General features: G+C 39.1%; 25 protein-coding genes and 1 other RNA gene. 15 read left to right on the top strand and 11 right to left on the bottom strand.

The genetic code is table 11. The features are described 5' to 3' along the window. Window positions 1–3: 3 nt before the first annotated feature. Entirely contained in the window at window positions 4–630 is a 627-nt protein-coding gene (locus ACNHOZ_RS11135; RefSeq protein WP_080968611.1) for a nitroreductase family protein, read from the bottom strand. Window positions 631–1079: 449 nt separating this feature from the next. Here ACNHOZ_RS11135 and gdh point away from each other — a divergent pair, with 449 nt between their 5' ends. Together gdh and ACNHOZ_RS11125 are read left to right on the top strand one after the other, a co-directional pair. Next, the gene (gene gdh / locus ACNHOZ_RS11130; RefSeq protein ID WP_048019536.1) at window positions 1080–1865 is read left to right on the top strand and encodes a glucose 1-dehydrogenase; all 786 of its coding nucleotides are present in this window, start codon (window positions 1080–1082) and stop codon (window positions 1863–1865) included. Between the two features lie 83 nt (window positions 1866–1948). Continuing rightward, on the top strand, window positions 1949–2998 hold the full coding sequence (locus ACNHOZ_RS11125; protein WP_328175063.1) for a DUF4003 family protein: 1050 nt from the start codon (window positions 1949–1951) through the stop codon (window positions 2996–2998). Between the two features lie 137 nt (window positions 2999–3135). Here ACNHOZ_RS11125 and ACNHOZ_RS11120 read toward each other — a convergent pair whose 3' ends face one another. From ACNHOZ_RS11120 to ACNHOZ_RS11110, 3 genes are all read right to left on the bottom strand, one after another. Continuing rightward, complete coding sequence (locus ACNHOZ_RS11120) at window positions 3136–3897, bottom strand: MBL fold metallo-hydrolase (RefSeq protein ID WP_048019538.1); 762 nt, start codon at window positions 3895–3897, stop codon at window positions 3136–3138. A gap of 143 nt (window positions 3898–4040) precedes the next feature. After that, complete coding sequence (locus tag ACNHOZ_RS11115; protein ID WP_048019539.1) at window positions 4041–5621, bottom strand: histidine kinase N-terminal 7TM domain-containing diguanylate cyclase; 1581 nt, start codon at window positions 5619–5621, stop codon at window positions 4041–4043. Window positions 5622–5902: 281 nt separating this feature from the next. Then, the gene (locus ACNHOZ_RS11110) at window positions 5903–6721 is read right to left on the bottom strand and encodes a histidinol-phosphatase (protein WP_048019540.1); all 819 of its coding nucleotides are present in this window, start codon (window positions 6719–6721) and stop codon (window positions 5903–5905) included. 248 nt (window positions 6722–6969) lie between these two features. Between ACNHOZ_RS11110 and rnpB the strand changes: the two genes are divergently transcribed. The 3 genes from rnpB (at window position 6970) to ACNHOZ_RS11095 (ending at window position 9189) form a co-directional block, all read left to right on the top strand. Then, window positions 6970–7358, top strand: an RNA gene (gene rnpB, locus ACNHOZ_RS11105) — RNase P RNA component class B. A gap of 199 nt (window positions 7359–7557) precedes the next feature. Then, entirely contained in the window at window positions 7558–7947 is a 390-nt protein-coding gene (locus ACNHOZ_RS11100; protein ID WP_048019541.1) for a VOC family protein, read from the top strand. A gap of 357 nt (window positions 7948–8304) precedes the next feature. After that, window positions 8305–9189, top strand: coding sequence for a LysR family transcriptional regulator (locus tag ACNHOZ_RS11095; RefSeq protein ID WP_033580265.1), 885 nt, complete (start codon window positions 8305–8307; stop codon window positions 9187–9189). Window positions 9190–9221: 32 nt separating this feature from the next. Here the strand turns inward: ACNHOZ_RS11095 and ACNHOZ_RS11090 are convergent, their stop codons facing one another. Next, window positions 9222–9767 (bottom strand): MerR family transcriptional regulator, encoded by a 546-nt coding sequence (locus ACNHOZ_RS11090; protein WP_048019542.1) that lies wholly within the window; start codon window positions 9765–9767, stop codon window positions 9222–9224. Between the two features lie 345 nt (window positions 9768–10112). On the opposite strand from ACNHOZ_RS11090, the gene ACNHOZ_RS11085 reads away from it, so the two are divergent. Continuing rightward, a complete protein-coding gene (locus tag ACNHOZ_RS11085; protein ID WP_048019543.1) occupies window positions 10113–10427 on the top strand; it encodes an MGMT family protein in 315 nt (104 codons plus the stop codon). A gap of 34 nt (window positions 10428–10461) precedes the next feature. Here the strand turns inward: ACNHOZ_RS11085 and ACNHOZ_RS11080 are convergent, their stop codons facing one another. Beyond that, window positions 10462–10596, bottom strand: a complete 135-nt coding sequence (locus ACNHOZ_RS11080) for a hypothetical protein (protein WP_268990040.1) — start codon at window positions 10594–10596, stop codon at window positions 10462–10464. Window positions 10597–10704: 108 nt separating this feature from the next. Continuing rightward, window positions 10705–11322 carry a LysE family translocator gene (locus tag ACNHOZ_RS11075; protein WP_048019544.1) on the bottom strand — a complete coding sequence of 206 codons (618 nt, stop codon included), beginning with the start codon at window positions 11320–11322 and terminating at the stop codon, window positions 10705–10707. 147 nt (window positions 11323–11469) lie between these two features. Here ACNHOZ_RS11075 and ACNHOZ_RS11070 point away from each other — a divergent pair, with 147 nt between their 5' ends. The 5 genes from ACNHOZ_RS11070 to ACNHOZ_RS11050 all read left to right on the top strand — a co-directional run bounded on the left by ACNHOZ_RS11070 (window position 11470) and on the right by ACNHOZ_RS11050 (window position 15468). Continuing rightward, window positions 11470–12015 carry a helix-turn-helix domain-containing protein gene (locus tag ACNHOZ_RS11070; protein WP_048019545.1) on the top strand — a complete coding sequence of 182 codons (546 nt, stop codon included), beginning with the start codon at window positions 11470–11472 and terminating at the stop codon, window positions 12013–12015. A gap of 171 nt (window positions 12016–12186) precedes the next feature. Next, window positions 12187–13119, top strand: coding sequence for a class A beta-lactamase (gene bla, locus ACNHOZ_RS11065; protein ID WP_048019546.1), 933 nt, complete (start codon window positions 12187–12189; stop codon window positions 13117–13119). Between the two features lie 101 nt (window positions 13120–13220). Further along, entirely contained in the window at window positions 13221–13484 is a 264-nt protein-coding gene (locus ACNHOZ_RS11060) for an excalibur calcium-binding domain-containing protein (protein WP_048019547.1), read from the top strand. A gap of 242 nt (window positions 13485–13726) precedes the next feature. Continuing rightward, window positions 13727–15124, top strand: coding sequence for an NCS1 family transporter (locus ACNHOZ_RS11055; protein ID WP_048019548.1), 1398 nt, complete (start codon window positions 13727–13729; stop codon window positions 15122–15124). Window positions 15125–15318: 194 nt separating this feature from the next. Then, on the top strand, window positions 15319–15468 hold the full coding sequence (locus tag ACNHOZ_RS11050; RefSeq protein WP_013058052.1) for a hypothetical protein: 150 nt from the start codon (window positions 15319–15321) through the stop codon (window positions 15466–15468). A gap of 77 nt (window positions 15469–15545) precedes the next feature. Here the strand turns inward: ACNHOZ_RS11050 and bglA are convergent, their stop codons facing one another. Further along, window positions 15546–16985, bottom strand: a complete 1440-nt coding sequence (gene bglA / locus ACNHOZ_RS11045; protein ID WP_048019549.1) for a 6-phospho-beta-glucosidase BglA — start codon at window positions 16983–16985, stop codon at window positions 15546–15548. 13 nt (window positions 16986–16998) lie between these two features. Beyond that, the gene (locus tag ACNHOZ_RS11040) at window positions 16999–18882 is read right to left on the bottom strand and encodes a beta-glucoside-specific PTS transporter subunit IIABC (protein WP_447697118.1); all 1884 of its coding nucleotides are present in this window, start codon (window positions 18880–18882) and stop codon (window positions 16999–17001) included. A gap of 167 nt (window positions 18883–19049) precedes the next feature. Here ACNHOZ_RS11040 and ACNHOZ_RS11035 point away from each other — a divergent pair, with 167 nt between their 5' ends. From ACNHOZ_RS11035 to ACNHOZ_RS11025, 3 genes are all read left to right on the top strand, one after another. Further along, window positions 19050–19760, top strand: coding sequence for a GntR family transcriptional regulator (locus ACNHOZ_RS11035; RefSeq protein WP_014459154.1), 711 nt, complete (start codon window positions 19050–19052; stop codon window positions 19758–19760). A gap of 153 nt (window positions 19761–19913) precedes the next feature. Next, window positions 19914–20096 (top strand): hypothetical protein, encoded by a 183-nt coding sequence (locus ACNHOZ_RS11030; protein WP_048019551.1) that lies wholly within the window; start codon window positions 19914–19916, stop codon window positions 20094–20096. Window positions 20097–20119: 23 nt separating this feature from the next. Then, window positions 20120–20611, top strand: coding sequence for a GNAT family N-acetyltransferase (locus ACNHOZ_RS11025; protein WP_048019552.1), 492 nt, complete (start codon window positions 20120–20122; stop codon window positions 20609–20611). Window positions 20612–20693: 82 nt separating this feature from the next. On the opposite strand, the gene ACNHOZ_RS11020 is transcribed toward ACNHOZ_RS11025, so the two are convergent. Together ACNHOZ_RS11020 and ACNHOZ_RS11015 are read right to left on the bottom strand one after the other, a co-directional pair. After that, window positions 20694–21122 carry a hypothetical protein gene (locus tag ACNHOZ_RS11020; RefSeq protein WP_063247423.1) on the bottom strand — a complete coding sequence of 143 codons (429 nt, stop codon included), beginning with the start codon at window positions 21120–21122 and terminating at the stop codon, window positions 20694–20696. 166 nt (window positions 21123–21288) lie between these two features. Further along, complete coding sequence (locus tag ACNHOZ_RS11015; RefSeq protein ID WP_063247422.1) at window positions 21289–22182, bottom strand: DMT family transporter; 894 nt, start codon at window positions 22180–22182, stop codon at window positions 21289–21291. A gap of 114 nt (window positions 22183–22296) precedes the next feature. Between ACNHOZ_RS11015 and ACNHOZ_RS11010 the strand changes: the two genes are divergently transcribed. Beyond that, on the top strand, window positions 22297–23169 hold the full coding sequence (locus tag ACNHOZ_RS11010) for a LysR family transcriptional regulator (protein ID WP_063247421.1): 873 nt from the start codon (window positions 22297–22299) through the stop codon (window positions 23167–23169). Window positions 23170–23241: the final 72 nt, after the last annotated feature.

Raw genomic sequence — 23241 nt, 5'->3', positions numbered from 1 at the left:
TGCTTATTTCCAAGTCGTAACCGTATTGACCGGTAGACGGTAAGAAGCATGGCCTTCGCTTGCTGCTTTTCCGATTGAGATAAGCATAACTGGAAGATAACGTTCTTTATCTAGACCGAATGCTTCTGCGATTAAGTGTTTTTCGTATCCGCCGATTGGATTTGTATCATACCCGTGAGCACGAGCCACAAGCATAAGCTGCATAGACACAAGACCTGAATCGATCAGCACGATGTCTTTCATATCTGCTTTTGGCATGTTTTCGTAAATCGGCTTAAAGAAATTTAGCTGCTGTTCTTTAATGTCTTGCGGCATATAGCCAAGCTCTACGGCCTTGCCGAAAATCTCATCTGCATATTCAACGTTATTCATATCACCAAACACGGCAATAACAGCTGAAGATGTATGAACTTGTTCACTGTTAAATTTCGCAAGTTCAGCTAGCTTTTCTTTTCCTTCCGGCGTTTCAATTACAACAAAGCGCCACGGCTGCATATTAACAGAAGAAGGAGCGCGCATAGCTTCTGTAAGAATTTCCTCCATTTCCTCACGGCTAATTTTTACTGAAGGATCATATTTTTTAATTGAACGACGTTTTAAAGCAATTTCGTTAAAGTCTTTTGTAGTCATAGTCATTATTCCTTTCTTTTTAGGCGTTAAACTTATTTATTGTCATTTCTATATTTTTGATTGTGGACAATTGTTTGACATATCAATAATTGATATATCAACAATATAATACATTGATTTAAGAATTGCAAGGGAAAAAGTTTAAACTTTTGAAGTGGTGTGAATTGGAAGTGTGAAGATTCATTCTCCAGTGAACAAACAACTACAAAGAGAGTAAGGAAAAAAGAAATGATAAAAATGATCAAACAAAAAGTTTGACTACTTTATTTCTCTTGGTTACGATAAGTAACGAAAAGAAACAAAAGTGAATTTGTTACTTTTTAAATGAATGACAGTTTGAGAAAGAAGAGATAGAAAAATGTTTATTCTCTTTTTAAAACTTAAACTGTATCTATAATTAGTACAGTATAACAAGACATATCACGCAGGAAAAGTAGGAGGACTTCAAGATGTATACAGATTTAAAAGGTAAAGTAGTAGTTGTAACAGGTGGATCAAAAGGATTGGGTCGCGCAATGGCCGTTCGTTTTGGTCAAGAGCAGTCAAAAGTAGTTGTAAACTACCGCAGCAATGAAGACGAAGCGCTAGAAGTGAAAAAAGAAATTGAACAAGCTGGCGGTCAAGCAATTATTGTTCGAGGCGACGTAACAAAAGAAGAAGACGTTGTGAACCTTGTAGAGACAGCTGTTGAAGAATTTGGCACATTAGACGTTATGATTAATAATGCTGGTGTTGAAAACCCGGTTCCTTCTCATGAATTATCATTAGAAAACTGGAATCAAGTAATCGACACAAACTTAACGGGCGCGTTTTTAGGCAGCCGCGAAGCGATTAAATATTTTGTTGAAAATGATATCAAAGGAAACGTTATTAACATGTCTAGCGTTCACGAAATGATTCCTTGGCCATTATTTGTTCACTATGCAGCAAGTAAAGGCGGCATGAAGCTAATGACGGAAACATTGGCTCTTGAATATGCACCAAAAGGAATCCGCGTGAATAACATTGGACCTGGGGCAATTGATACACCAATTAACGCTGAAAAATTCGCTGATCCAGAACAGCGTGCAGACGTAGAAAGTATGATTCCAATGGGCTACATCGGTAACCCGGAAGAAATCGCGTCAGTTGCAGCATTCTTAGCATCATCACAAGCAAGCTATGTAACAGGTATTACATTATTTGCGGATGGCGGTATGACAAAATATCCTTCTTTCCAAGCGGGAAGAGGTTAATAAATAGAACTGAACAAAAAAGACCTCGGAATATTCCGGGGTCTTTTTTGTATGTAATAAATGTATAGGATATTTACCAAATATTGAAACTTTTGTTGGAGTGCTACGTATATAAGCTAACGACGAATAAAGGACGTGTTGATATGCTCCCGGAAACGATTCAACAAAAAGTAAATCAGTATAGAGATTTTTATATCAGCTTAAAAAATGAACTGAAATGGAAAGTAGGAGATCACAAGCAGTTTATGGCTATCGCTTCTATGTATGCAGTGAAAGGTAAATCGCTCGAGCTTCAGGATTATCTCGAGTTAAGCGACTATATTAAAAATCAAGTAGGGATGTTTTCTACGTTAAAATCATCACAGCGGTTTACAATAGCAGCTATGCTTGATACTCGCTATGAGAATCCAAAAGAAACGTTTCATGAGTTTTTTGACGTATATGATCAATTGATACAAGGCGGATTTACGAGAGGCGCGTTTACGTACATTGCGGCTTCGGCTATGCTGTCGAATGAGTCAAGCCGAAGTCATAAAGAAATGGTCCGAAGATCCGCAGAAATTTATCAAGGCATGAAAAAGAAGCATCTTTTCCTTACGTCAAGCGGGGATGTACCTCTTGCCGTTTTATTAGCGGAAACGAGCGAGTCTACTGATGGTCTCATGCATGAAATTGAACACTTCTATACAACATTGGCGCAGCATGGATTTAAAAAAGGAAATGACCTTCAATTTTTAAGTCATATTCTTTCAATCGATAAAAATTTAGATGCAGATACCCTTATTGAAAGATGCGTATCAGTAAAAGAAGCCTGTGAATCGGCAGGTATGAAAGTAAAAGCGATGCACTACCCGGTCATTGGCTTATTAGCACTGTTTGAAAAACCAGAAACTGAAATTGAACTTATCCATGAAGTGGTGAAGCAGTTAAATGCAGATAAACTTTTTAAATGGCAGAAAGACATCAATGTTATGCTGGGGGTTAATTTGGTTATCAGTGAAAAACTGAAGGATTCTAGAGTGGTCGAAACGGGCATCTATACAACGATCGAAACGATTATTCAAGCTCAGCAAGCAGCTATGCTAGCGGTTATTGCGAGCACTTCAGCAGTTGCTACTACTACGACTACTTGATAAATTAAAGAGCTATAAAAGAGAGAGGGAGACATAACTACATCAATGAAAAGATCCGAACGTATTTAATTCTCAACTAAGAATCAAACTCTTTCGGACCTTTCTTCAACTTAAATACTTTTGTCTCATCTTCTCTCTTAAAAAGTATAAACCTCGCCATCATCTGGAACTAAGACACGGGACGCCATATCTTTTTCGTTGATAAAGCTTTTTAACTCTTCTCTTGATAGCGTCCAGTGATTGACAGCTTCCATATGGACAGAAAGAATCGTAGCATGAGGGGCCGCTTTGTGCACTTCGTAAATATCTTCTTTCCCCATCACAAGAGAACCGCCTTCTAAAAACTGATTATCGCCGCCGTTTACGACAATGACATCCGGTTGATGGGTGTTGATTTCTTCTTCAACAGCGGAATACCATACCGTATCTCCAGCTACATAAAGCGTTTTTTCGCTCTTGTGTTTAAAAACAACGCCGCATACTAAACCAGTACGCTTTAAAATTTCTCCTCTTCCGTGTTCACCTTTTGTTTTGGATAATTGGATGTCTTCAAAGACCGTGTTCTTTGTTAGTACTTCTACATTTTTAAAACCATCAGCTCTTACTACTGCGGCATCTTCTTCATTTTGAACGAACATTTTGATATCGTTTGGCAACGCCTGCTTAGCGGCATCGTCAAAATGGTCCAAATGAAGGTGAGTGAGAATGACGGCATCAATACCATCAATAATCTCTTCAACGGATAACGGTAAGCTTACTAAAGGATTGTTTTGATCTTGTCTGATCGAATTTGGAAAGGGAGGGTACGTGCCTTTTTCCGCTAACATAGGATCAATTAAAAACGTTTTTCCCCCGTATTCAACAAGTAAAGTGGCATTTCGAATATGTTTAATCTTCATCTCTATCTCTCCTTTTTTGATCTACCTCTAGTTTATAGGATGAGCTGTTTTCAAATCCATAAACAAAATCAAGTCTTTTAGCACTTTTACTTGATAAATGAAAGAATATTAGTCAAAAGCAAAAAGAACCGAAACAGTGCTGTTTAGGTTCTTTTTAAGATTTCTTTTATTTCTTTATATACACATACTTGGTTGCGTCCATGTTGTTTGGCAGCGTACAGGGCGATATCTGCTTTATTCAACAGCTCATCTAACGTTTCATTTTCTTGTTTTTCCGCTTGTGCTACTCCAAGACTTAGCGTAACAGAAATGGTTTTTTCATTAATCAGTAAGGGCTGAGTCCCGACGTGACGGCGAATTTGCTCAGCAAGCGTTTCGCCTTCAGATAAAGTATGGCCCTTTAGCGCGAGTACAAATTCTTCACCGCCGTACCGAGCAAAAAGGGCTCCTTGCGGCAATACGGACTCGCAGGCTTTTACGACATGTACAAGCACCTGATCGCCCGTATAATGGCCATACGTGTCGTTTACTTTTTTAAAATAATCAATATCAAGTAAAAGAAGTGTAAAAGAAGATGCGGACTTTTTTGCTTCATCGAACGCTTGCTTGCTGTGCTGAAAAAATGCCCTGCGATTATAAATTTGCGTCAGCTCATCGTAATAAGCTTGATTTTCAAGCTTTAGCTGAAGTCTTTTTAGCTCCGTGATATCTGTAAAAATAAGCAGCAAGCCGTGACTGTTGTTAGCATACTGCAAAGGAGAAGTGCGAACTTGATACGTATACGAAGATTGATCTTCAGAAAAAAGCTCCAGTTCATGACTGCTTTTTGTATTTTCTAATGTAAAAGGAAACGAACGGCCGGACAGCGTCACCCAAACATCAGCAAAACGTTTTCCAAACATCGCTTTTTTTAGCTGAGGAAACATGTTTTTAGACGCTAGGTTAAATTCAATTAATCTGTAGCTTTCATCAAGTACGATAACGCCGTCATTGATGCTGTTAAATATCGCGTCTTTAGCAACGGGCATAACTGTAAACATACGCGATGAGTTAATGGACCATAAATATAAAAATGAAGAGACCCATAAAACCATCGGAACTGGATCAATTCCCTGCGGCGTAAAGCCCATTAAATAGATAAAAGCGGTGACGATAGGGACTAATTGACCGACCATTAATGAAATTAACTGCAGGCGATAAGCTTTGGCTGTTTCTTTCCAGCGGTAAACGGCGAGCAAAAAAGCAACGAACATAGACGAAAAGATGAACATGCCGTGAATTGTGTACCATGGCCCAATTTCTTGATGAACGTAAGGAGCACCTAGAACGGGATCAATTTCAAACACGCGGTAATGAAGGTGATGCCAGTCATTTGTTGCGACCATAATCAAACTAATAAATGGAATGATAAAAAGGGTAAAAATATGTTTTTTTCTTACCTTTATGCCGACATACTGCATAACAAACAGCAGTCCTGCAGGAGGCGAAAAAGGCATGCCCACGTATTGAATAACGGTCCAAAATTTCATTTCTCCGAGGTTAACGGATAGTAAGCTAAACGCCGCACCCATACAATAAATGGTGGTGAAACCTGTATGAAGAATAAATAAATGCGCAATGTTAGCGTAGTGGTGACGCTTAATAAATACGTAAAAACATAAGTATAGATTAAGAACACCTGACGTGCAGATAAGCGTTATATAAGCTGTTAAATCTAAATTCACAATTGTATCCCTCATCAAGAAAGCATTTTTAGTTAAATGTAGCACAGTTGAAATGAAATGTGGATATTTTATGTAGGAAATTAGTAGTGCAGGGAATACAAGGGTAGTTCAAGACGATGAAAAAATGGTGCCTAAACAACAAGTAATTGAAACAAACGGAGAAGATTTATCTTCATCTACAAAAGTCAAAGTTTCTCAGTGAAAAACACATGCCTGAAAACACGAGATGTCCTTCATCTCCGTGTCTTCAAGCATATTTTTATTGGAGTTCTATTTAAGTTTTATAAAGGTGTCATCTGCATTTTTTTCTGTCTAAAAAAGACCCAATCCGTAAAACCGATTTCTTTAAGACGCTTTTTTACTAATTCAAAGTCGTCGCCAATACGCCCTGGGTCATGAGCATCGGAACCAAATGTAATGTGTACCCCGTAGTGCAGGGCTCTTTCTAAAATATCGTCTGCAGGATACCAGCCTCCGCAGTCTTTGGTTTTGCCTGATGTATTAACTTCTATAGCAATGTCATGTGCCGAAATCACTTTTAGCGTCTGATCAATGACAGCTGTCTCGATAGAAGAAAAGGAGGGATAGAATCCTTTCATGGCATCAATATGGCCAAGAATCTGAAACATTCTGCTTCGGGCGGACTCTTGGATCAATTGATAATACGTTTCTTTCGTGCGCTGTTTTTCTTTTTGAGAAAGTCCTTCCCAGCGCGTTTTATGAAAGATACTGATTTCATCAACTTGGTGGACAGAGCCAATTATGTAGTCAAACGGATATTTTTCATAGTGGCTTTGATATATTCCCGCATGCTCAGGAAAGAAATCAGACTCCACGCCTAACAGCACTTCAATTTTCTCTTTATATTCTTCTTTTAGTTTCAAAATCTCAGCTACATATCCGGAAAATGCGCTTTTTCCCATCGTAATGTGAGGATACGGCTGCTCTTCTTCGCTTGCAAAATAAGGAGAATGATCCGAAATCCCAATAATATCAAGGCCTTTATCAATAGACGCCTCTATATAATCTCGAATCGTTCCGCGAGCATGTCCGCATCGGTCGTGATGGGTATGAAAATCAAATTTTAAATCAGCGTTCATGTTTCATCACCTCTGTCATCTTTTTGTGTGGTGTATAGAATATTCTACAAAGAAACAAAGTATCCCTCGTAGAAATGGCTGAAGAGAATATTTCTTGAATTTGCGGGTGATTCATCTACTAAAAAGAGTGTACAGAAACAAGTTATTTTATTTAATTTGCTGTAAAAATTGAATTGGAATCCGTTCCAAAAGTTACATTTGATTTGGCTTATTAAAACGCATATACTACTCATACACGATCTGAAACAACGTTCAGGTAATCGCTGCATCATTTGATGTAGAGGAAAGTCCATGCTCGCACGGTGCTGAAATGCCCGTAGTGTTCGTGCCTAGTGAAAAAATAAGCTAGGGCAGCTTGGCTTATAGCTTAGCTGACGGCGGGAAAAACCACCTAAGTCCTCGGATAGGGTCGAGTATCCCTGAAAGTGCCACAGTGACGAAGCTTTGCTGGAAACAGCAAAGGTGGAACGCGGTAAACCCCACGAGCGAGAAACCCAAACAATGGTAGGGGAACTGTCTTGAAGGAATTTAACGGAGAGACGGACGGTTACATGCGTAATCGTAGATAGATGATTACCGCCTGAGTACGAGATTAAAATCGTTTGCAGTACAAAGGTACAAAACATGGCTTATCGAACGTTGTTGAAACAGAGTCTAACTATAATTATGTAACCAAAACAAACCAATGGGGTTTGTTTTTTTGTTTGTTATTTTTCAACTCATAGCCGACTCATTGATAGAGTGCTTGAATTCCCTTACTATATGTAAATACATATTGCCTAAATTGTTGTATAGTTTACTTGTACTTACTAAACATGGGGAAAGGGAGAAGATGAATGATTAAGAAAATGGAACATACGGCAATTATTGTTAGAAATATGGATGAAACGATTCACTACTACGGGGATATGTTTGGCTTTAAAGTTCGCCTTCAAGGCTCTACCGAAAAAAGAGAGATGGCTTTTTTGTATCTTGAAGAACAGCCGGGTATTGAAATTGAGCTCATTCGAGATATTGATCCGATTGGCGAGTATACCAAAAGCGGGATTGTTAACCATCTTGCCTTTACGGTAGAGGATATAAATAAGGCGATTCAACATTATAAGAGCAAAGGAATTGAATTTTTATCATCTGAGCCTCAGCCAACGCTTGAAGGTGGCCGTATGATTTTATTTCACGGACCAAATGAAGAATTGCTGCAGTTAGTAGAACGAGTTAAATTCTAAAAAAGTCTACTTTAAGGGGTACATACAAGAAAAAATGTGTTTTAGATTCTCAAAAAAGACCTTTCTTTTAGTGTGATAGAAGGGTCTTTTTGCTGTGTAGTTACTATGATATCTTAGTTAGCTTTTTAATAATCCCCTTACGTTTCAGGACAAATTCTTCTTTCTGCTAGAAAATGATGAGTATAAAATTTTAATAAGAGCCGTATACAGCAGTCATCAAGATGAACTAAAAACATCCTCGAGTATGTTTCCATTTTTTATCGTAACACCTGCTATTTATAATGTATAATTCATTATAATCATATTTTTCATACATCTATGTAATGGATAGAACGGTTAATAAGGAGATGGTACAAAGTGGAGTGGCAGCAGTTTAAATATTTTCAAACGCTAGCACGTACGCAGCATATGACGCGCGCAGCAGAAGAGCTGTTAATTACGCAGCCTGCGCTCAGTCGTTCAATCGCTCGTTTTGAAGAGGAAGTAGGAGCACCGCTATTTGACCGGCAAGGACGTTCCATTATATTAAATCAATATGGTAAAGTTTTTTTAAAGCGTGTAGATAACATAATGAAAGAATTTGATAAAGGACAAGAGGAAATTCAAGCGCTGCTAGATCCTGAAAAAGGGCAGGTGTCACTTGGATTTTTACATACGCTCAGCACGGATTTGATTCCAGATTTAATCGCTTCGTTTCGCAGTTTATATCCTAAGGTGAATTTTCAACTGAGGCAAAGTCCTTCGCACGTGCTTCTTGAGCAGCTGGAGCTCGGCGAACTGGATCTTTGTTTGATTGCGCCGATGGAAGAGAAATCGTTCATTAAATGGCAGCATCTTTGGAGTGAAGAGCTGTTTGTAATCGTACCGAAAAATCACCGGTATGCTGATCGTGAATGTATTGCACTAGAAGAAATTGCTGAGGAATCATTTATTCACTTAAAAGAAGGCTTTTCTCTTCGTCTTACGTTTGAGCAGTTATTTGAAGAGTCAGGAAGAATGCCTCACATCATGTTTGAAGGAGAGGAAGCTGATACCGTAGCGGGACTAGTAGGAGCCGGCTTAGGAATTTCTATCCTTCCAGATTTACACGGAATCGATCAAAGCAAAATAGTGAAAATTCCATTAGCTAAGGCCAACTGCCACCGAGTCATTGGACTAGCATGGATTGAAGGAAGATATCTATCACCGGCTGTTAAACAGTTTAGAAACTTTGTTTTACATAAATTTAATGATCAGAAATAAAGATGCTTCATGGCCTAGGCTTGTTTACAAACTTAGTCCTTTTTTCGTTGGAATAATCGTTTTAAAATCGATCTCTTTTTACCTACTACGCTGCTTTCTTTTGAAGCTTCTACTAATTCTGAAATGGCCTGCTGTTCACGCAGACTTTTACGCAAAGATTGAATAAGCTGCTTATCTTTTTCCTGAAGAATTTGTTTTGTATCAGGCTCTTGTTGGGGTGGAGGCTGTACCGGCTGTTCGGGAGGTTTCGGCTGCTGGTCATCGGCCTCGGGCTGGTCAGCTGCTTCTGCTGTGTTCTCTGTGTCCTCTTCGTCTAGAGACACGGCAGCTTGATCCTCGCTTGTAGTCAAAGAGAATTCTTTTTGCAGCGCTTCATTGATTTCTTCTGCTTGACAGCCTTCATCATAAAGCTGCTTAATTTTCAGTAAAACGGTCGCAGCTGCAGCTTCATATTGTTTTGGTCGATGATCTTCTTTTTGTATAAAGAAATCTTTGAATTTATCTATGTATCTTCTGATAGTTGAAGTAGGAATACTCGTTTCTTCAGATAATTCTTTTACACTAAGCCATTTTGTCATTTTCTCACCACTTTTTAAATGATTACTTATTCGTCAGCATCAATTTGAAATTGTACTAGTATCTACTGTTTATCTTATCACGTAACGCTTCTACGTACTTTGCTGTGTTGATTTCTGTAACGTTTTTATAATCACAGTGTCATAAATAAGGGATAAGCTGCCACTCGCGCAAAGATTTGCTAGTTGAAGAATAGGAAATACAAGCATTTACCTGAAGAATGTTGCACAATGATGAGCGTACTTCTTATGTATTATCTTATAATGTTGCTGAAGAAAAATCGAGTGATTACTTCACGGTTTATTAATTATGGTAATGTTGTACTAAACAATAAAAGGAGGGACAGCATGAGTTTTACAGAGCGAGCAGTAGCCCTTATTAAACAAATCCCTCGCGGAAAAGTCATGACATACGGACAAATTGCCCGCCTGGCTGGGAGTCCTCGAGGTGCAAGGCAAGTTGTACGAGTACTGCACTCAATGAGTAAGAAACATAATCTTCCTTGGCACCGAGTGATCAATTCTAAAGGAGAAATTGGATTTAAAGACGAAGAAATGCATGTTGTCCAAAAGCTTTCACTCGAAGCGGAAGGAATACTCGTTTCTTCGGAGGGAAGACTTGATCTTAAACTCTATCTCTATGAACCTGACGTGCATAAATAACAATTGAGATAAATGATCGAGTATGAATTGCTTGTTACACGCCTGTTGATTTCCGTGCAAGACTTCGCTTTCCGCAGGCGGCCGCTGAGCCTCCTCGTCGCTTGCGCTCCTGCGGGGTCTCATCTATTCCGCTTTTCCTGCATGAGTCTTCGCCTTGCCTTTCAATCACCGGCTAGAAGCACCTGCATTTACCCTACTAATAAAAAAATCCGAATGAGTTTGATTCTCCATCAAAAATCAAACTCATTCGGAACTTTCTTCAACTAACATACTTTTGTTATTTATGTTTTTCAAAAGCGAGCTTTAATCCAAAACCGATTAACACGACGCCCGTTGCTTTATCCATAAAGCGCTGCACGCTAGGTGTTGTAAGCCATTTTCGTAAATAGTTAATAAAAAAGACGAATACGAAAAACCACGTGATCGCAAGGATCGTATACGTTATTCCCATAAGAAGCAATTGAAGCGTTACGTTTTGATCAGTTTGAACAAATTGAGGTAAAAAAGTTAAGAAAAACACCGCTACTTTTGGATTAAGAACATTTGAGACAAGGCCTTGACGAAAAGCGGACGTTTCTTTTGACTGCTCCTCTTTTTCAGAAGAAGATGCATTGCTTTTTTTAGAAAGGAAGGCAGAGGTGCCTAAGTACATTAAGTAAAGGGCTCCTGCGTATTTTACGATTTCAAATGCCAGAGCTGACTGAAGGAGAAGAGCTGATAAGCCAAACGTGGCGGCGAGCGTATGAACTAAAGAGCCGCTCGCTAAGCCTAAAGCCATTTTATAGCCGCCCGTTTGTCCGTCTGCCATCGTTCGTTTCGTGATAAGGGCGGTATCGATACCAGGGCTCATAATAACAAACAATGTAAGAACCAAAAAGGTCAAGATGTCGTTCATTTTTTTCTTCCTCCTCGCTGTGGTAGTATTAAATTATACTTTATTTATTAAATATAATTTAACATAAGTAACGCTGTTTATTAAGTTTAATTTAATAAAATTAAATATAATTAAACATAATTAAACATCTTTTACGGAGGAATCATCATGGAAAACATAGATATTGGAAAAAAAGTAGAGAAATTTCGAAAAGAAAAGGGACTAAGCAGTCGTGAATTAGCAAAATTAGCGGATATCACGCCGTCTATGTTAAGTCAAATTGAACGGGGGTTAGCTAATCCGTCCATTTCAACGCTTAAGATTTTAGCTAAATGCCTCGACGTGCCTACATTCAGCTTTTTACTTGAAGAAATAAATACCTCTCATTTAGTCGTACGGTCGAATGAGCGTAAAACGATGAAGGTAAAAGAGCTCACGTATTCCCTAGTATCACCTGATTTTACTGGAAATCTAGCTACGGCGATTATGGAAGTCCCTCCCATGATGTCTTCATCTGAAACACCTTTAGCACATAAAGGGGAGGAAGTGGCATACGTTTTAGAAGGAAAAATTAAAGTGTATTTGGACGAGGAAGTATACGTGCTAGAAAAAGAAGATAGCGTCAAAATCCCTTCGCATCTTAAGCACAAATGGGACAATCCGTTTGATGAGAAAGCCGTTATTTTATTTTCCGTTACGCCGCCGGTATTTTAAATTTATTAATAGGTGGTATGCTAGTTATTCTTTATTATCGGGTACTTTATTATATAAATGTGATAAAACTATCATGTTTGTGAGAGTAAACAATTGATAAAATAGAATTGTTGGTAATCTCTACCTAAGAGACTACATACTAAATACTTTTTGGAAGGGTGTTGAAAGGTAATGAAGAGATGGAAAGAGATGTTTTACACTTCAAAGCTTAAAAAAATGATGCCTGCACTGGCTCTATCATGCGCGGCGGTTGTAGGCTTTTCAAGCAGCGGAGTACAGGCTGAAACGGTGAAGTGTCAAAAACAAGAAACGAAAAGTGATCGAGAGTTTGCTAAGCTTGAAGAAAAATATGATGCGAATCTTGGCGTTTTTGCTTTAGATACCGGTACAAACAAAACGGTAACGTATCATCCGGACGAGCGTTTTGCTTATACGTCTACCCATAAGGCTCTTGCTGTCGGTGCACTTTTACAGCAGAAATCAATTGAAGATCTCAACGAGCGAATCTTTTATACGCGCGATGACCTTGTGAACTATAACCCTATTACAGAAAAACACGTGGATACAGGCATGACTCTTAAAGAACTCGCGGATGCATCGCTTCGCTACAGCGACAATACGGCAGGGAATTTAATTCTGCAGCAGCTGGGCGGACCGGACGGATTTAAAGAAGCTTTAGAAAACATAGGAGACGATGTAACGCTGCCTGAGCGGTTTGAGCCTGATTTAAATGAAGTGAATCCAGGAGAAACCCACGATACAAGTACACCAAGAGCACTTGCTGCAAGCCTTCAAACGTATGTACTTGGACAGGCACTTCCTGAAGACAAACGTGCACTTTTAACGGATTGGATGAAACGAAATACGACAGGGGATGCCTTGATACGAGCGGGCGTGCCAAAAAGCTGGGAAGTAGCCGATAAGACAGGCGCAGGCTCCTACGCGACGCGAAATGATATTGCCATTCTTTGGCCGCCAAATGGAGATCCAATTGTTCTTGCGATCCTTTCCGATCGTACGGAAAAAGATGCGGAGTATCATGATAAACTGATTGCAGAAGCGGCTAAACAAGCGGTCAAGGCTCTTAAAGCTACTTATAAATAAAAAAATTGGATAATAGTAGTTTAAATGTAAAAAAAAGATTGAAAAGATTGATAGAACATTCTATTATTAATGAGACAAAATATAGGAAGGAAGTATCTGTTATGAAAAAGATTTTTCCAATTGTTCTATCTTTCGGTTTATTAACAAGCGTATCTTTTGGCACGGTTTCAAACGTAGATGCGGCAGCTAAATCTTACAAAAACTGTACCGAATTAAACAAAGACTACAAAGGCGGCGTAGCTCGTACGGCTAATGTAAAGAATAAAGGCGGCAAAACAAAGTACAAACCGTACGTATCAAAAGCACTGTATGATGCCAATACAAAGCTAGATCGAGATAAAGACTACATTGCCTGTGAAAAATAAATACTGAGTGACTCATCCAAGCGCTTATTGTAAGCGCTTGGATTTTTTAATATCATCAACTTCTGTATGTTGCGAGCTGAGATTAAAAATTAGTCAAATCGCACAAATTAATATCAGAAAATTCACATAAATAATGATGAACTTGCGTTAAAATTCGTATACACTATGTACATGTTAAGTTAAGTTACATCTAATGTTAGAAGTAAGAGGGGAAACATCATAAAAAAGGAGTTGAGTATATAGTGTCTACAAATGCAACAAGTTCCGTTATAGAAGAGGTGCATTCTCATCAAGATAGGGGGCTTGATCCGTCACTAAAGCCAAAAAGGGATGCGGATCGAAAGCTAACTCCACTGGCCTATATGTTTATGTGGATTGGAGACGGCGTTAACTTAGGAAACATGACGCTTGGTGCTAGCTTGGTAATCGCAGGTACTGCGGTATTAAATCTTTTTCAAACGTTTGTGGCAGCCATTATTGCCATCGGTATTATTTCTACTTTTTTTGTGTTAAACGATCGAATTGGCTACAGGACGGGTATACCGTATGTGATGCAGCTTCGAATGTCTTTTGGCATAAAAGGCTCCGTTATATCGTCTCTTTTACGAGGTATTCCAGCTATCATTTGGTATGGTTTCCAAAGCTGGACAGGCGGTACAGCTTTAAACGAAATTGGTAAAATTGTGAGCAAAGGGGCTTTTGACAATCTTGTTCTTTGTTTTATTATCATTCAACTGCTGCAAATTGTTCTTTCGCTGTACAGCTTCCACGCGGTTAAATGGGTAGAGATGCTTGCGTCGATCATTATATTGCTTGGTCTTGTTTACGTATTTGGTGTTCTTTTAACGTCTCATAGTGAGGTAGTAGCAGAGAAGTGGGTACATACAAAAGGCTCGTGGGGACTTCCGTTCTTTTCTTTCATCATGATGTTTATGGGTAATTATGCGGCGATTTTCCTAAGCGCAGCCGATTACTCCAGAGAGCTAAAGCCAGGCATTAGCGACAAGAAACGCGGATTTTTATATTTTACACCAATTCTAGTAGCCTACGGATTTGTTCTGACAATCGGGGCTATGCTTGCTTCTGCTACGGGTATTTCCAATCCAGTTAAAGCGTTCGCGGTTGTAGTCGATAATTCGTATATCACTGTTGCTGTATCAGCATTTATTGTGATTGGCGTGATTGCCGTAAACATGGTGGCAAATATTATTCCGCCTACGTATGTCATTACGCTGCTGACAAAAGCAAACTATAAAGTAGCGGTTACGATTACCGGGCTGCTTGCCTTTTGCTCGTTCCCTTGGGTGCTTGTTCAAGATTCATCAGCTGCAGGTCTTGGTTTGTTCATTTTGATTTACTCTGCTTTTTTAGGGCCGATTGTTTCTATTTTACTAGTCGATTACTATATTTTACGGAAGCAAAAAGTGAATGTAGAGGAATTGTATCAAGAAAAAGGGCCATTTTCCGGCTACAATCCATGCGCTTTGCTTGCGATGCTCATCGGTGCAGGCGCTGCGTTTATTGAAGTTGATTTAGGCTGGATTATAGGAGTAGTAGTCGCAGGAGTTGCGTATATTCTTTTAACGAAATTTGCTTTTAAACACTCAAAGTTCAAAAAAGGAACCATCTTTGAACAATAATATTCAATAGATAAAAGTCTTTGCTTACGGCAAAGGCTTTTTCTTTTATCGCGTCAGAGTAAATCTCTTTGTCTAGTTTCCTAAAAAGTGGGTAAAGTAAAGAAGAGTAAAAAGTAACCTCTATTAGGAGTTGCTTTGAACAGAAGCGCATCTAATGTATTGCATCAATCATAGCTTAAAGGAGAGGGCAGAGTATGTATGAATTTAGAGTGTATACTCTTCGAGATGGAAGCGAAAAGGTAATCAAAACGCTGAAACATGAATCGTTTGCTGATGAAATTCAACGAGCGGGAATTAAGCAAACAGAAATTGCGCAAACGCAGCTAGTAGATAAACCGAGATAACGTATTTGCATTTATTTTTACATTTAAAAAGGCCGGTTTCCTGTGTCTTCACGCAGGAAACCGGCTTTTCTGATTTCTTATAGCTCTTCACCGTTTGTTTCAATTACATGTTTATACCAGTTAAAGGAATCTTTTTTGTAGCGCTCCATCGATCCGTTTCCTTCGTTGTCACGGTCGACATAAATCATCCCGTATCGTTTTTTCATTTCGCCTGTTGTAAAGGAAACAATATCAATAATTCCCCACGGCGTGTAGCCCATTAAATCAACACCATCGTACGTTACAGCTTTTTCTAACGCTTCGATGTGCGATTTTAAATATTCAATTCGCGATGCGTCATGAATGGAACCGTCTGCTTCAACCGTATCGATGGCGCCAAATCCGTTTTCTACAATGAATAGCGGAATTTGATAGCGGTCGTAGAAGCGATTTAACGTATAGCGCAAGCCCGTTGGATCGATCGACCAGCCCCAATCGCTTGATTTGATATAAGGGTTTGCTACGCCGTTTGGCAATCCGCCGTTTACGATATCACCCGTATTATCAGCTTCAACGTCGCTTTTAACCGTTGTGGACATGTAATAGCTGAAGCCTAAATAATCTACTTTTCCGTCTCGTAAAATTTCTTCGTCGCCTTCTTCAAACGGAATGTGATAGCCTTCTCGTTCGAATTCTTTTAACGCGTAGCTCGGGTAATAGCCGCGAACTTGAACGTCAGGGAAGAAGTAGCGCTGTCTCATTGTTTCTTCTGCTAACATCACGTCTTCAGGGTTTGAAGAATACGGATAAATTGGCACATGTGACACCATTGCTCCGATTTGGAAATCTGGATTAATTTCTTTTCCTTTTGATACGGCAAGAGCGCTTGCTAAAAGTTCATGATGTCCCGCTTGATACATCACTTCTTTTGCATTTTCACCAGGCTTTACAGAAACGCCTGAGTTCGTCCATAGAAATAGAGGATTGTTTACGTCCATTTTATTGTTGATTTCATTAAACGTCATCCAGTACGTGACTTTGTCTTTGTAGCGGTCGAAACAAACTTCAGCGAATTTCACAAAGCAATCTACCACTTTTCGGCTTCTAAATCCGCCGTATTCTCGAGCTAAATGCAGAGGCATTTCAAAGTGAGACAGTGTAATAACCGGTTCAATCCCGTGCTTTAACAGTTCATCAAATACATCGTCGTAAAATTTTAGTCCTTCTTCGTTTGGCTCAGCTTCATCGCCTTTAGGGAAAATACGGCTCCAGCCGATAGACGTTCGCAAACATTTTAAGCCCATTTCTGCAAACAGTGCGATATCTTCTTTGTAGCGGTGATAAAAATCAATCGCTTCGTGATTTGGATAAAATTTATCATCTTCCACTGTTTCAGTGATTTGTCGCGGTACACCGTGCGCACCTGCAGTCATAACGTCTACTACGCTCGGTCCTTTTCCGCCTTGATTCCATCCACCTTCAAATTGATGAGCTGCTAATGCGCCGCCCCATAAAAAATCTTTTGGCATTTTTGTCATCGTTAGTTCCTCCTTATTTCACTACGGTAAATAATGTTTGATTTAGTCCGCTATTTTCAACATCTTCAACGATTACTTCTCGGTAAGCGTTTGAATTTGTGATAATAACCGGTGTAATCGTTTGTAACCCTTGTGTTTCAATAAATTCTTTATCAAATTCAATTAGTAAATCGCCTTTTTTAAACTTTACACCGTCTTCTACGTGCAGGGTAAACGGCTTGCCGTCTAACGTAACGGTATCTAATCCAATATGAACAAGCAGCTCAACGCCGTATTCTGAACGAAGGCCGATAGCATGCTTCGTTGGTGCTACCATGACTACAGTTCCCTCAAAAGGTGCATAAAGCTTGTTATCTGAAGGATCAATCGCTAATCCTTCTCCCATCGCACCTGAGCTGAATACTTCGTCCGGTACGCTAGAAAGTGGGATAACTTTCCCGCTAAACGGTGCGCTGATTGTTTCTTCATTTTCGTTCGGGTTGCTGACAGCTACTTCGTTTAAAGGAGCAGCTGCAGCTTCTTTTGCTGCGTCTTCTCCGTAGCCAAATACTTGAATAAGCACAACTGGAAGAATAATCGCAATAGCACATCCAATTAAAATTCCCCAGATTGACATCGGATAGTCTTGGCTAATACCGTTTACAATGGTCAACGGTCCAGGCAATCCTGCGTAAGCAAAGTAATATGGGTGAAAGAAACTTGCTACAACGGCACCAATAGCACCTGAAACGCATCCAAAGATAAACGGCTTTTTAAAACGTAAGTTTACGCCGTAGATAGCTGGCTCTGTAATACCAAATAATCCTGTTATTCCGGCTGATACGCTTACTTTACGTGCTTCTTGGCTTTTTGCTTTTAAAATAACCCCAAGCACCGCTCCAACTTGAGCTACTACGGCAATTGTTTGATACGCTTGAAATGAATCTCTGCCGTTTAAATCAAAGTTTGCAAGCACCATCGGCGTAATTCCCCAATGTACTCCAAAGATAACAACAATTTGCCAGAAGCCGCCAATGATTGCTCCAGCTAAGGCAGGTACGTTTTCAGCTAAAAAGTTATAGCCGTGAGCGATTCCGTTAGCTCCCATCGTTGTAACGGGGCCAATGAGTAAAATCGTTATAGGAACCATAATCACCATACATAAAAACGGAACAAACAGCGGTCTAACGACTTCATGAATGCCCTTGTTTAGGAACCTTTCAAGGTAAGACAAAATCCATACTAAAAATAAAGGCGGTAAAACAGAAGAAGTATAGATCGTTTCGGATAAGGGAAGACCTAAAAACGAAATGCTGCTTCCATTGGCAATTTTGGCCGCCATTTCTGCCCATGTTGGACTGACTAATGCGGCACAGCACGCCACTGCGATGTAGGTGTTGGTTTTAAAATGCTTGGATGCTGTGATGGCAATAAAGATAGGTAAAAAAACAAACGGTGCCCACGAAATAAAGCTTAATACTTGATAGGTGCCCGTTTTGGCAAAGCTATCCGAAAACAAATTAATTAAGATTAACGAGCCCTGTAAAATTCCTGCCGCTGCTAAGATGTATACAAACGGTGCAAACACAGCGGACATTGTAGCAATCACACGGTTTAAAATCGTGCCTTTGTTTTCAGTTTGCTCCTCTGCTGTATCCAAATTTACTAAACTAGCAAACTCTTCATAAACGTCTCCTACGTGCTGTCCAATAACGACCTGAAACTGCCCGCTGTTTTCAACAACCGTAATGACACCAGCCATAGAAGATACCTTACGTTTGGCTTCTGGCTTCGAGCGCTTTAATACAATTCGCAGCCTCGTAGCACAGCGTGTAGCGCTTACGATATTTTCTTCGCCGCCTACTGCATCTAAAATATCTGCTGCAAGCTTGTGATAATCTCTAATTTTCCCTCCCATATGTTCAACCCCCTTGTTGAGTATACGCTTTCAGTATAATTGTACCGATACAATTTATCAATACCCAAATAAAATAATAATCAATAAATAATTTAAGTTTATGGATGGAGTTAGATTATGGTATAATCGTGTTATTCTTGAGACAAATTCAGTAAAGAGGTATAGCTATGATCAAATACCAACAAATTGCAATTGAAATTGAAACCTATATTGAAGAACACAAGCTTCAGCAAGGAGACAAGCTGCCGGTATTAGAAACGCTGATGGCACAATTTGAGGCGAGTAAAAGTACGGTAACAAAGGCCTTAGATCTATTAGAGAAAAAAGGCGTTGTTTTTCAAGTAAGAGGAAGCGGCATTTTTGTTCGCCGTCATAAACGGAAAGGATACATTGGCTTGCTTTCCAATCAAGGATTTACAAGTGAACTTGAAGATTTTCAGTTAACGTCGGAAGTAATTGAGCTAGATGTACGGAAACCGACGCAAGAAGCGGCGTTAAATTTAAACATAGAAGAAAATAGCGACGTCTATTATGTAAAAAGAGTACGGTATATTAACGGCCAGACGCTTTGTCTGGAAGAATCGTTTTATAATAAGTCCATCGTTACGTACTTAAATAACGAAATTGTTTCTCAGTCTATTTTTCATTACATTAAAGAAGGCCTTGGCTTAAAAATCGGGTTTTCTGATCTATATCTTCACGTCGGCAAGCTGAACGAAGAAGAAGCAAAGTACTTAGGATTAAAAGAAGGCGATCCTAAATTATTTATTGAAACACTTTTTCACTTAGCGAACGGCCAGCCGTTTGACTTTTCGAAAGTGACATATAACTACGAACAGTCTCAGTTCTTTTTACAAGCAACGAGTCATGTTTTATAAAAAAGTGCCCGTCTCTCAATTAGCAAGGAACGAGAGGCAGGCACTTTTTTTTCATTTCTTCGATAAAAACATGAAAGAAGATAAAGATTGTAATAAATAGGAAATTAATATACGATAAAATGGTTACAGGGTTTATAGAGATAAGGAAATGAGGTGCTAAGCTACCTTATTCCAATGCTTTTTATGTTTGGTCTGCTTTCCATGAATTTATTTCAGCCGACTAAAGGCGATTTTATCGCTGTAGATGTGATATCGATTCTTGCAGGTGCCGTAATTGGTTTTATAATGAACATAGGTTGTGCAGTATTAAAAACAGTCAAAAATAAGGTGGAGTAAACTGATTAGAGGCGGTGGAGGTTTTGAGTGAAAGTATCATCATTCAGCCATATGCTAGTAAGTATCAACAAGAAGTAGTGGACTTAATTCTTCCTATTCAGCAGCAAGAATATCACATTCCAATAACGGAGAAAGATCAGCCCGATTTATTTAAAATCGAAAGCTTTTATCAACAGGGCAACGGAAACTTTTGGGTTGCTGTTTGCAACGAAAAAGTAGTGGGAAGCGTAGCTTTAATAGACATTGGAAGCCGCCAAGTAGCGCTACGGAAAATGTTTGTAGCCAAACCTTATAGAGGAGCCACCTTCAAAACAGCTCACCGTTTATTGCATACAGCCATCGGGTGGGCAAAAGAGAGAGAAGTGGAAAGAATATACTTAGGAACCACCTTACAATATAGGTCTGCGCATCGATTTTATGAGAAAAATGGCTTTCAAAGTATGGAGAAAGAAAAGCTGCCTGCCAATTTTCCGGTGATGAACGTAGATAAAAAGTTTTATACATATGGGGTGTAAGTTGTGCTATTATGCAAAATCATATCGGTTAGTGTAATGAACGATAGCGATGTGTCTGTAGCAAAACATCTAAAAAGACGGTCTATGTATAATAGACCGTCTTTTTAGATAGCTTGTTTATCAAGATAGATGATAGCCCAAACGGCAGTGAACAGCTCAACGTTACAATAAGGATTCGCGGAAAGAGACTAAAAGCCGATATTCCGTCACTTAGCAAAAATAAAGTTAATACGGCGAGTGCTCCCATGATACCGAAAAGAAGATATAGAATTAGTTCAATTAATATTTGAAATGAAGCTATGTATTTCATGATGTTTGCTATCGCTATTGAACAAGGGATGCCTACTATAATAATAAATGGAGCGGTAAGATACACACCAATAAGCAAAGTCGATAAATAATCTACTATACTTGTATAGCCAAGGGGATTTAATTCAAATATTTCCATGCAAACCGCACCGCCGCATATCGATGAAGTAATAGTTGAAAATATTCGTTTAATAAGCTTCACAGTCGTTCTCCTAGACGTACTTTTTTATCTAGAATAACAATATAGTTTAAAAAATACTAGCATTTATTGAAAGAAAAGTGGAGGTAGGTGTTGGGACTACTTAAGCAGCAGATGGGTATGTTTAGTTTAATAACAAAAGCCGCTAGATTCATAAATCTAGCGGCTTTCACTTTGGTAATGTCTCTTGATAATGAACTCTTTTTTTCAATAGTAAATCGTCTAACTGAGCAATTAAAATTCCCGCGATGACAATAACAGAACCAATCAGTTCTTTAAGCGTAAACAGCTCGTGCAAAAAGAGAACTGCAAACAGCGCAGCAAAAATCGGCTCTGTTGCAAAAATAAGACCTGTGTGAGTAGGAGTTGTGTAGCGCTGGGCAATGGCTTGACAAATGAACCCAATCGCGCTGCAAAGAACGCCAAGACCTAAAATCGCAATCCATGATGATAAAGTAGTGGGGATGCTAGGGTGTTCAAATAAAAAGCTGCAAATCAGTGCAAATAATCCAGCAAAACCTAGCTGTAAAATGCCGAGAGCAATTGGGTTTTCATTTTTGGTAAACGTGCCAGTTAACGTAATATGAATGGCATAACACAGTGCAGTTCCAATGCAAAGTACATCACCAGCATTCATATGAAAGGAGTGCTTTAAAGTTAAAACACTTATACCGGTTAGGGTAGTGATAATACCAAGCCCAATCGGCCAAGAAGGAAGCTTCTTCACTAACACGCAGTGGAGCAACGGAACAAAAATGACCGTTAAACTGACAAGAAATCCGGCATTTGAAGCAGACGTCATGCTGACGCCAAACGTGACAAATGCAAAAACGGAAAACAGTAAAAAGCCTAAAATAGCGGATGATAAAATCGTTTTGCGCGTGATTTGCCGTAAAGGCTTATGAAAAAACAGCCCGGCAATGAAAAAAGCAATCAAACATCTAAGCGCAATAATGGTAAATGATCCGAGTGAACTCAGCCCCATTTTCATAAACACGTACGACATACCCCAAAATACGTTTACCCCAATCATCATCATATTTGCTCGCGTGCGGTAACTCACGTTCAACCCTCCATTTTTTATCATGTACCCACAGTATACAAAGGAATTTGATATTAATAAAATGAATCTTTATAATGATGAACGTGAATTAAATTCATGTTGGGGTGGGATAAAATGAGCTTAGTGAAGTATGAAATTTTAAACAAAGTAGCGGAATTGCAAAGCTTTACAAAAGCGGCAGATGCGATGGCGCTCACGCAGTCAGCGGTCAGTCATGCCATTACAAATCTCGAAACAGAATTTGGATTTCCGCTTGTGAATCGAAACAGATCAGGTATTACTTTAACAACAGAAGGCGAAACGATGCTGCTTGCCATTCGAAAGGTTCTGCAAGAAAATGAAAAAGTTCATCAAGAGGCAGCCAGTCTGTTAGGTCTTGCAAAAGGAACGATTAAAATTGGCATTTTTAAAAGCGTATCGACCAAGTGGCTCCCGGAAATTATTCAGCTGATGGAAAAAACCTATCCGGCCATTCAAATTCAGCTAAAAGAAGGCGATTATCTTGAAATTGAACAGTGGCTGCTAAGCGGAGAAATAGACTGCGGCTTTATTAACATTACGCATTCAAGTCAATTTCATATTATTTCTTTAAAAAAAGACCCGCTGCTGTGTGTCGTATCAAATCAAAGTGCTTTGTATCATCAAAAAAACGTTTCCTTTAAAGATTTAGAGAAAGAACCGTTTATTATGCCGACATACGGCGGATATCATGATATTAAGCAATTGTTTGAAGAACAGGGGGTTCAGCCTGAAATTCGCTTTGAATTAATGGATGAAAGTGCTATCCTATCGATGATTACGTATCACTTAGGCATTAGTATTTTACCTGAAATGCTTTTGGATTCAATCCCGCAAGAGCTGCGTGCGATTCCGTTTCAAGTGGATAGCTACCGTTCGATTGGTCTAGCTACTCGTTATCATCTTTCACCTGCAGCCAAAAAATTTGCTGAAACAACGCAAGCATGGCTGCAGGATTCGGATAAATAGGAGATTATTTATAGAGTAAAATCGGTTAATTCATAAGACTCTTAGGAACTAAGCGCATCTTTGTGCTATAAT

The sequence above is a fragment of the Priestia sp. D51 genome (assembly GCF_053345675.1).
This window is presented reverse-complemented; position numbering and strand designations above follow the sequence as displayed.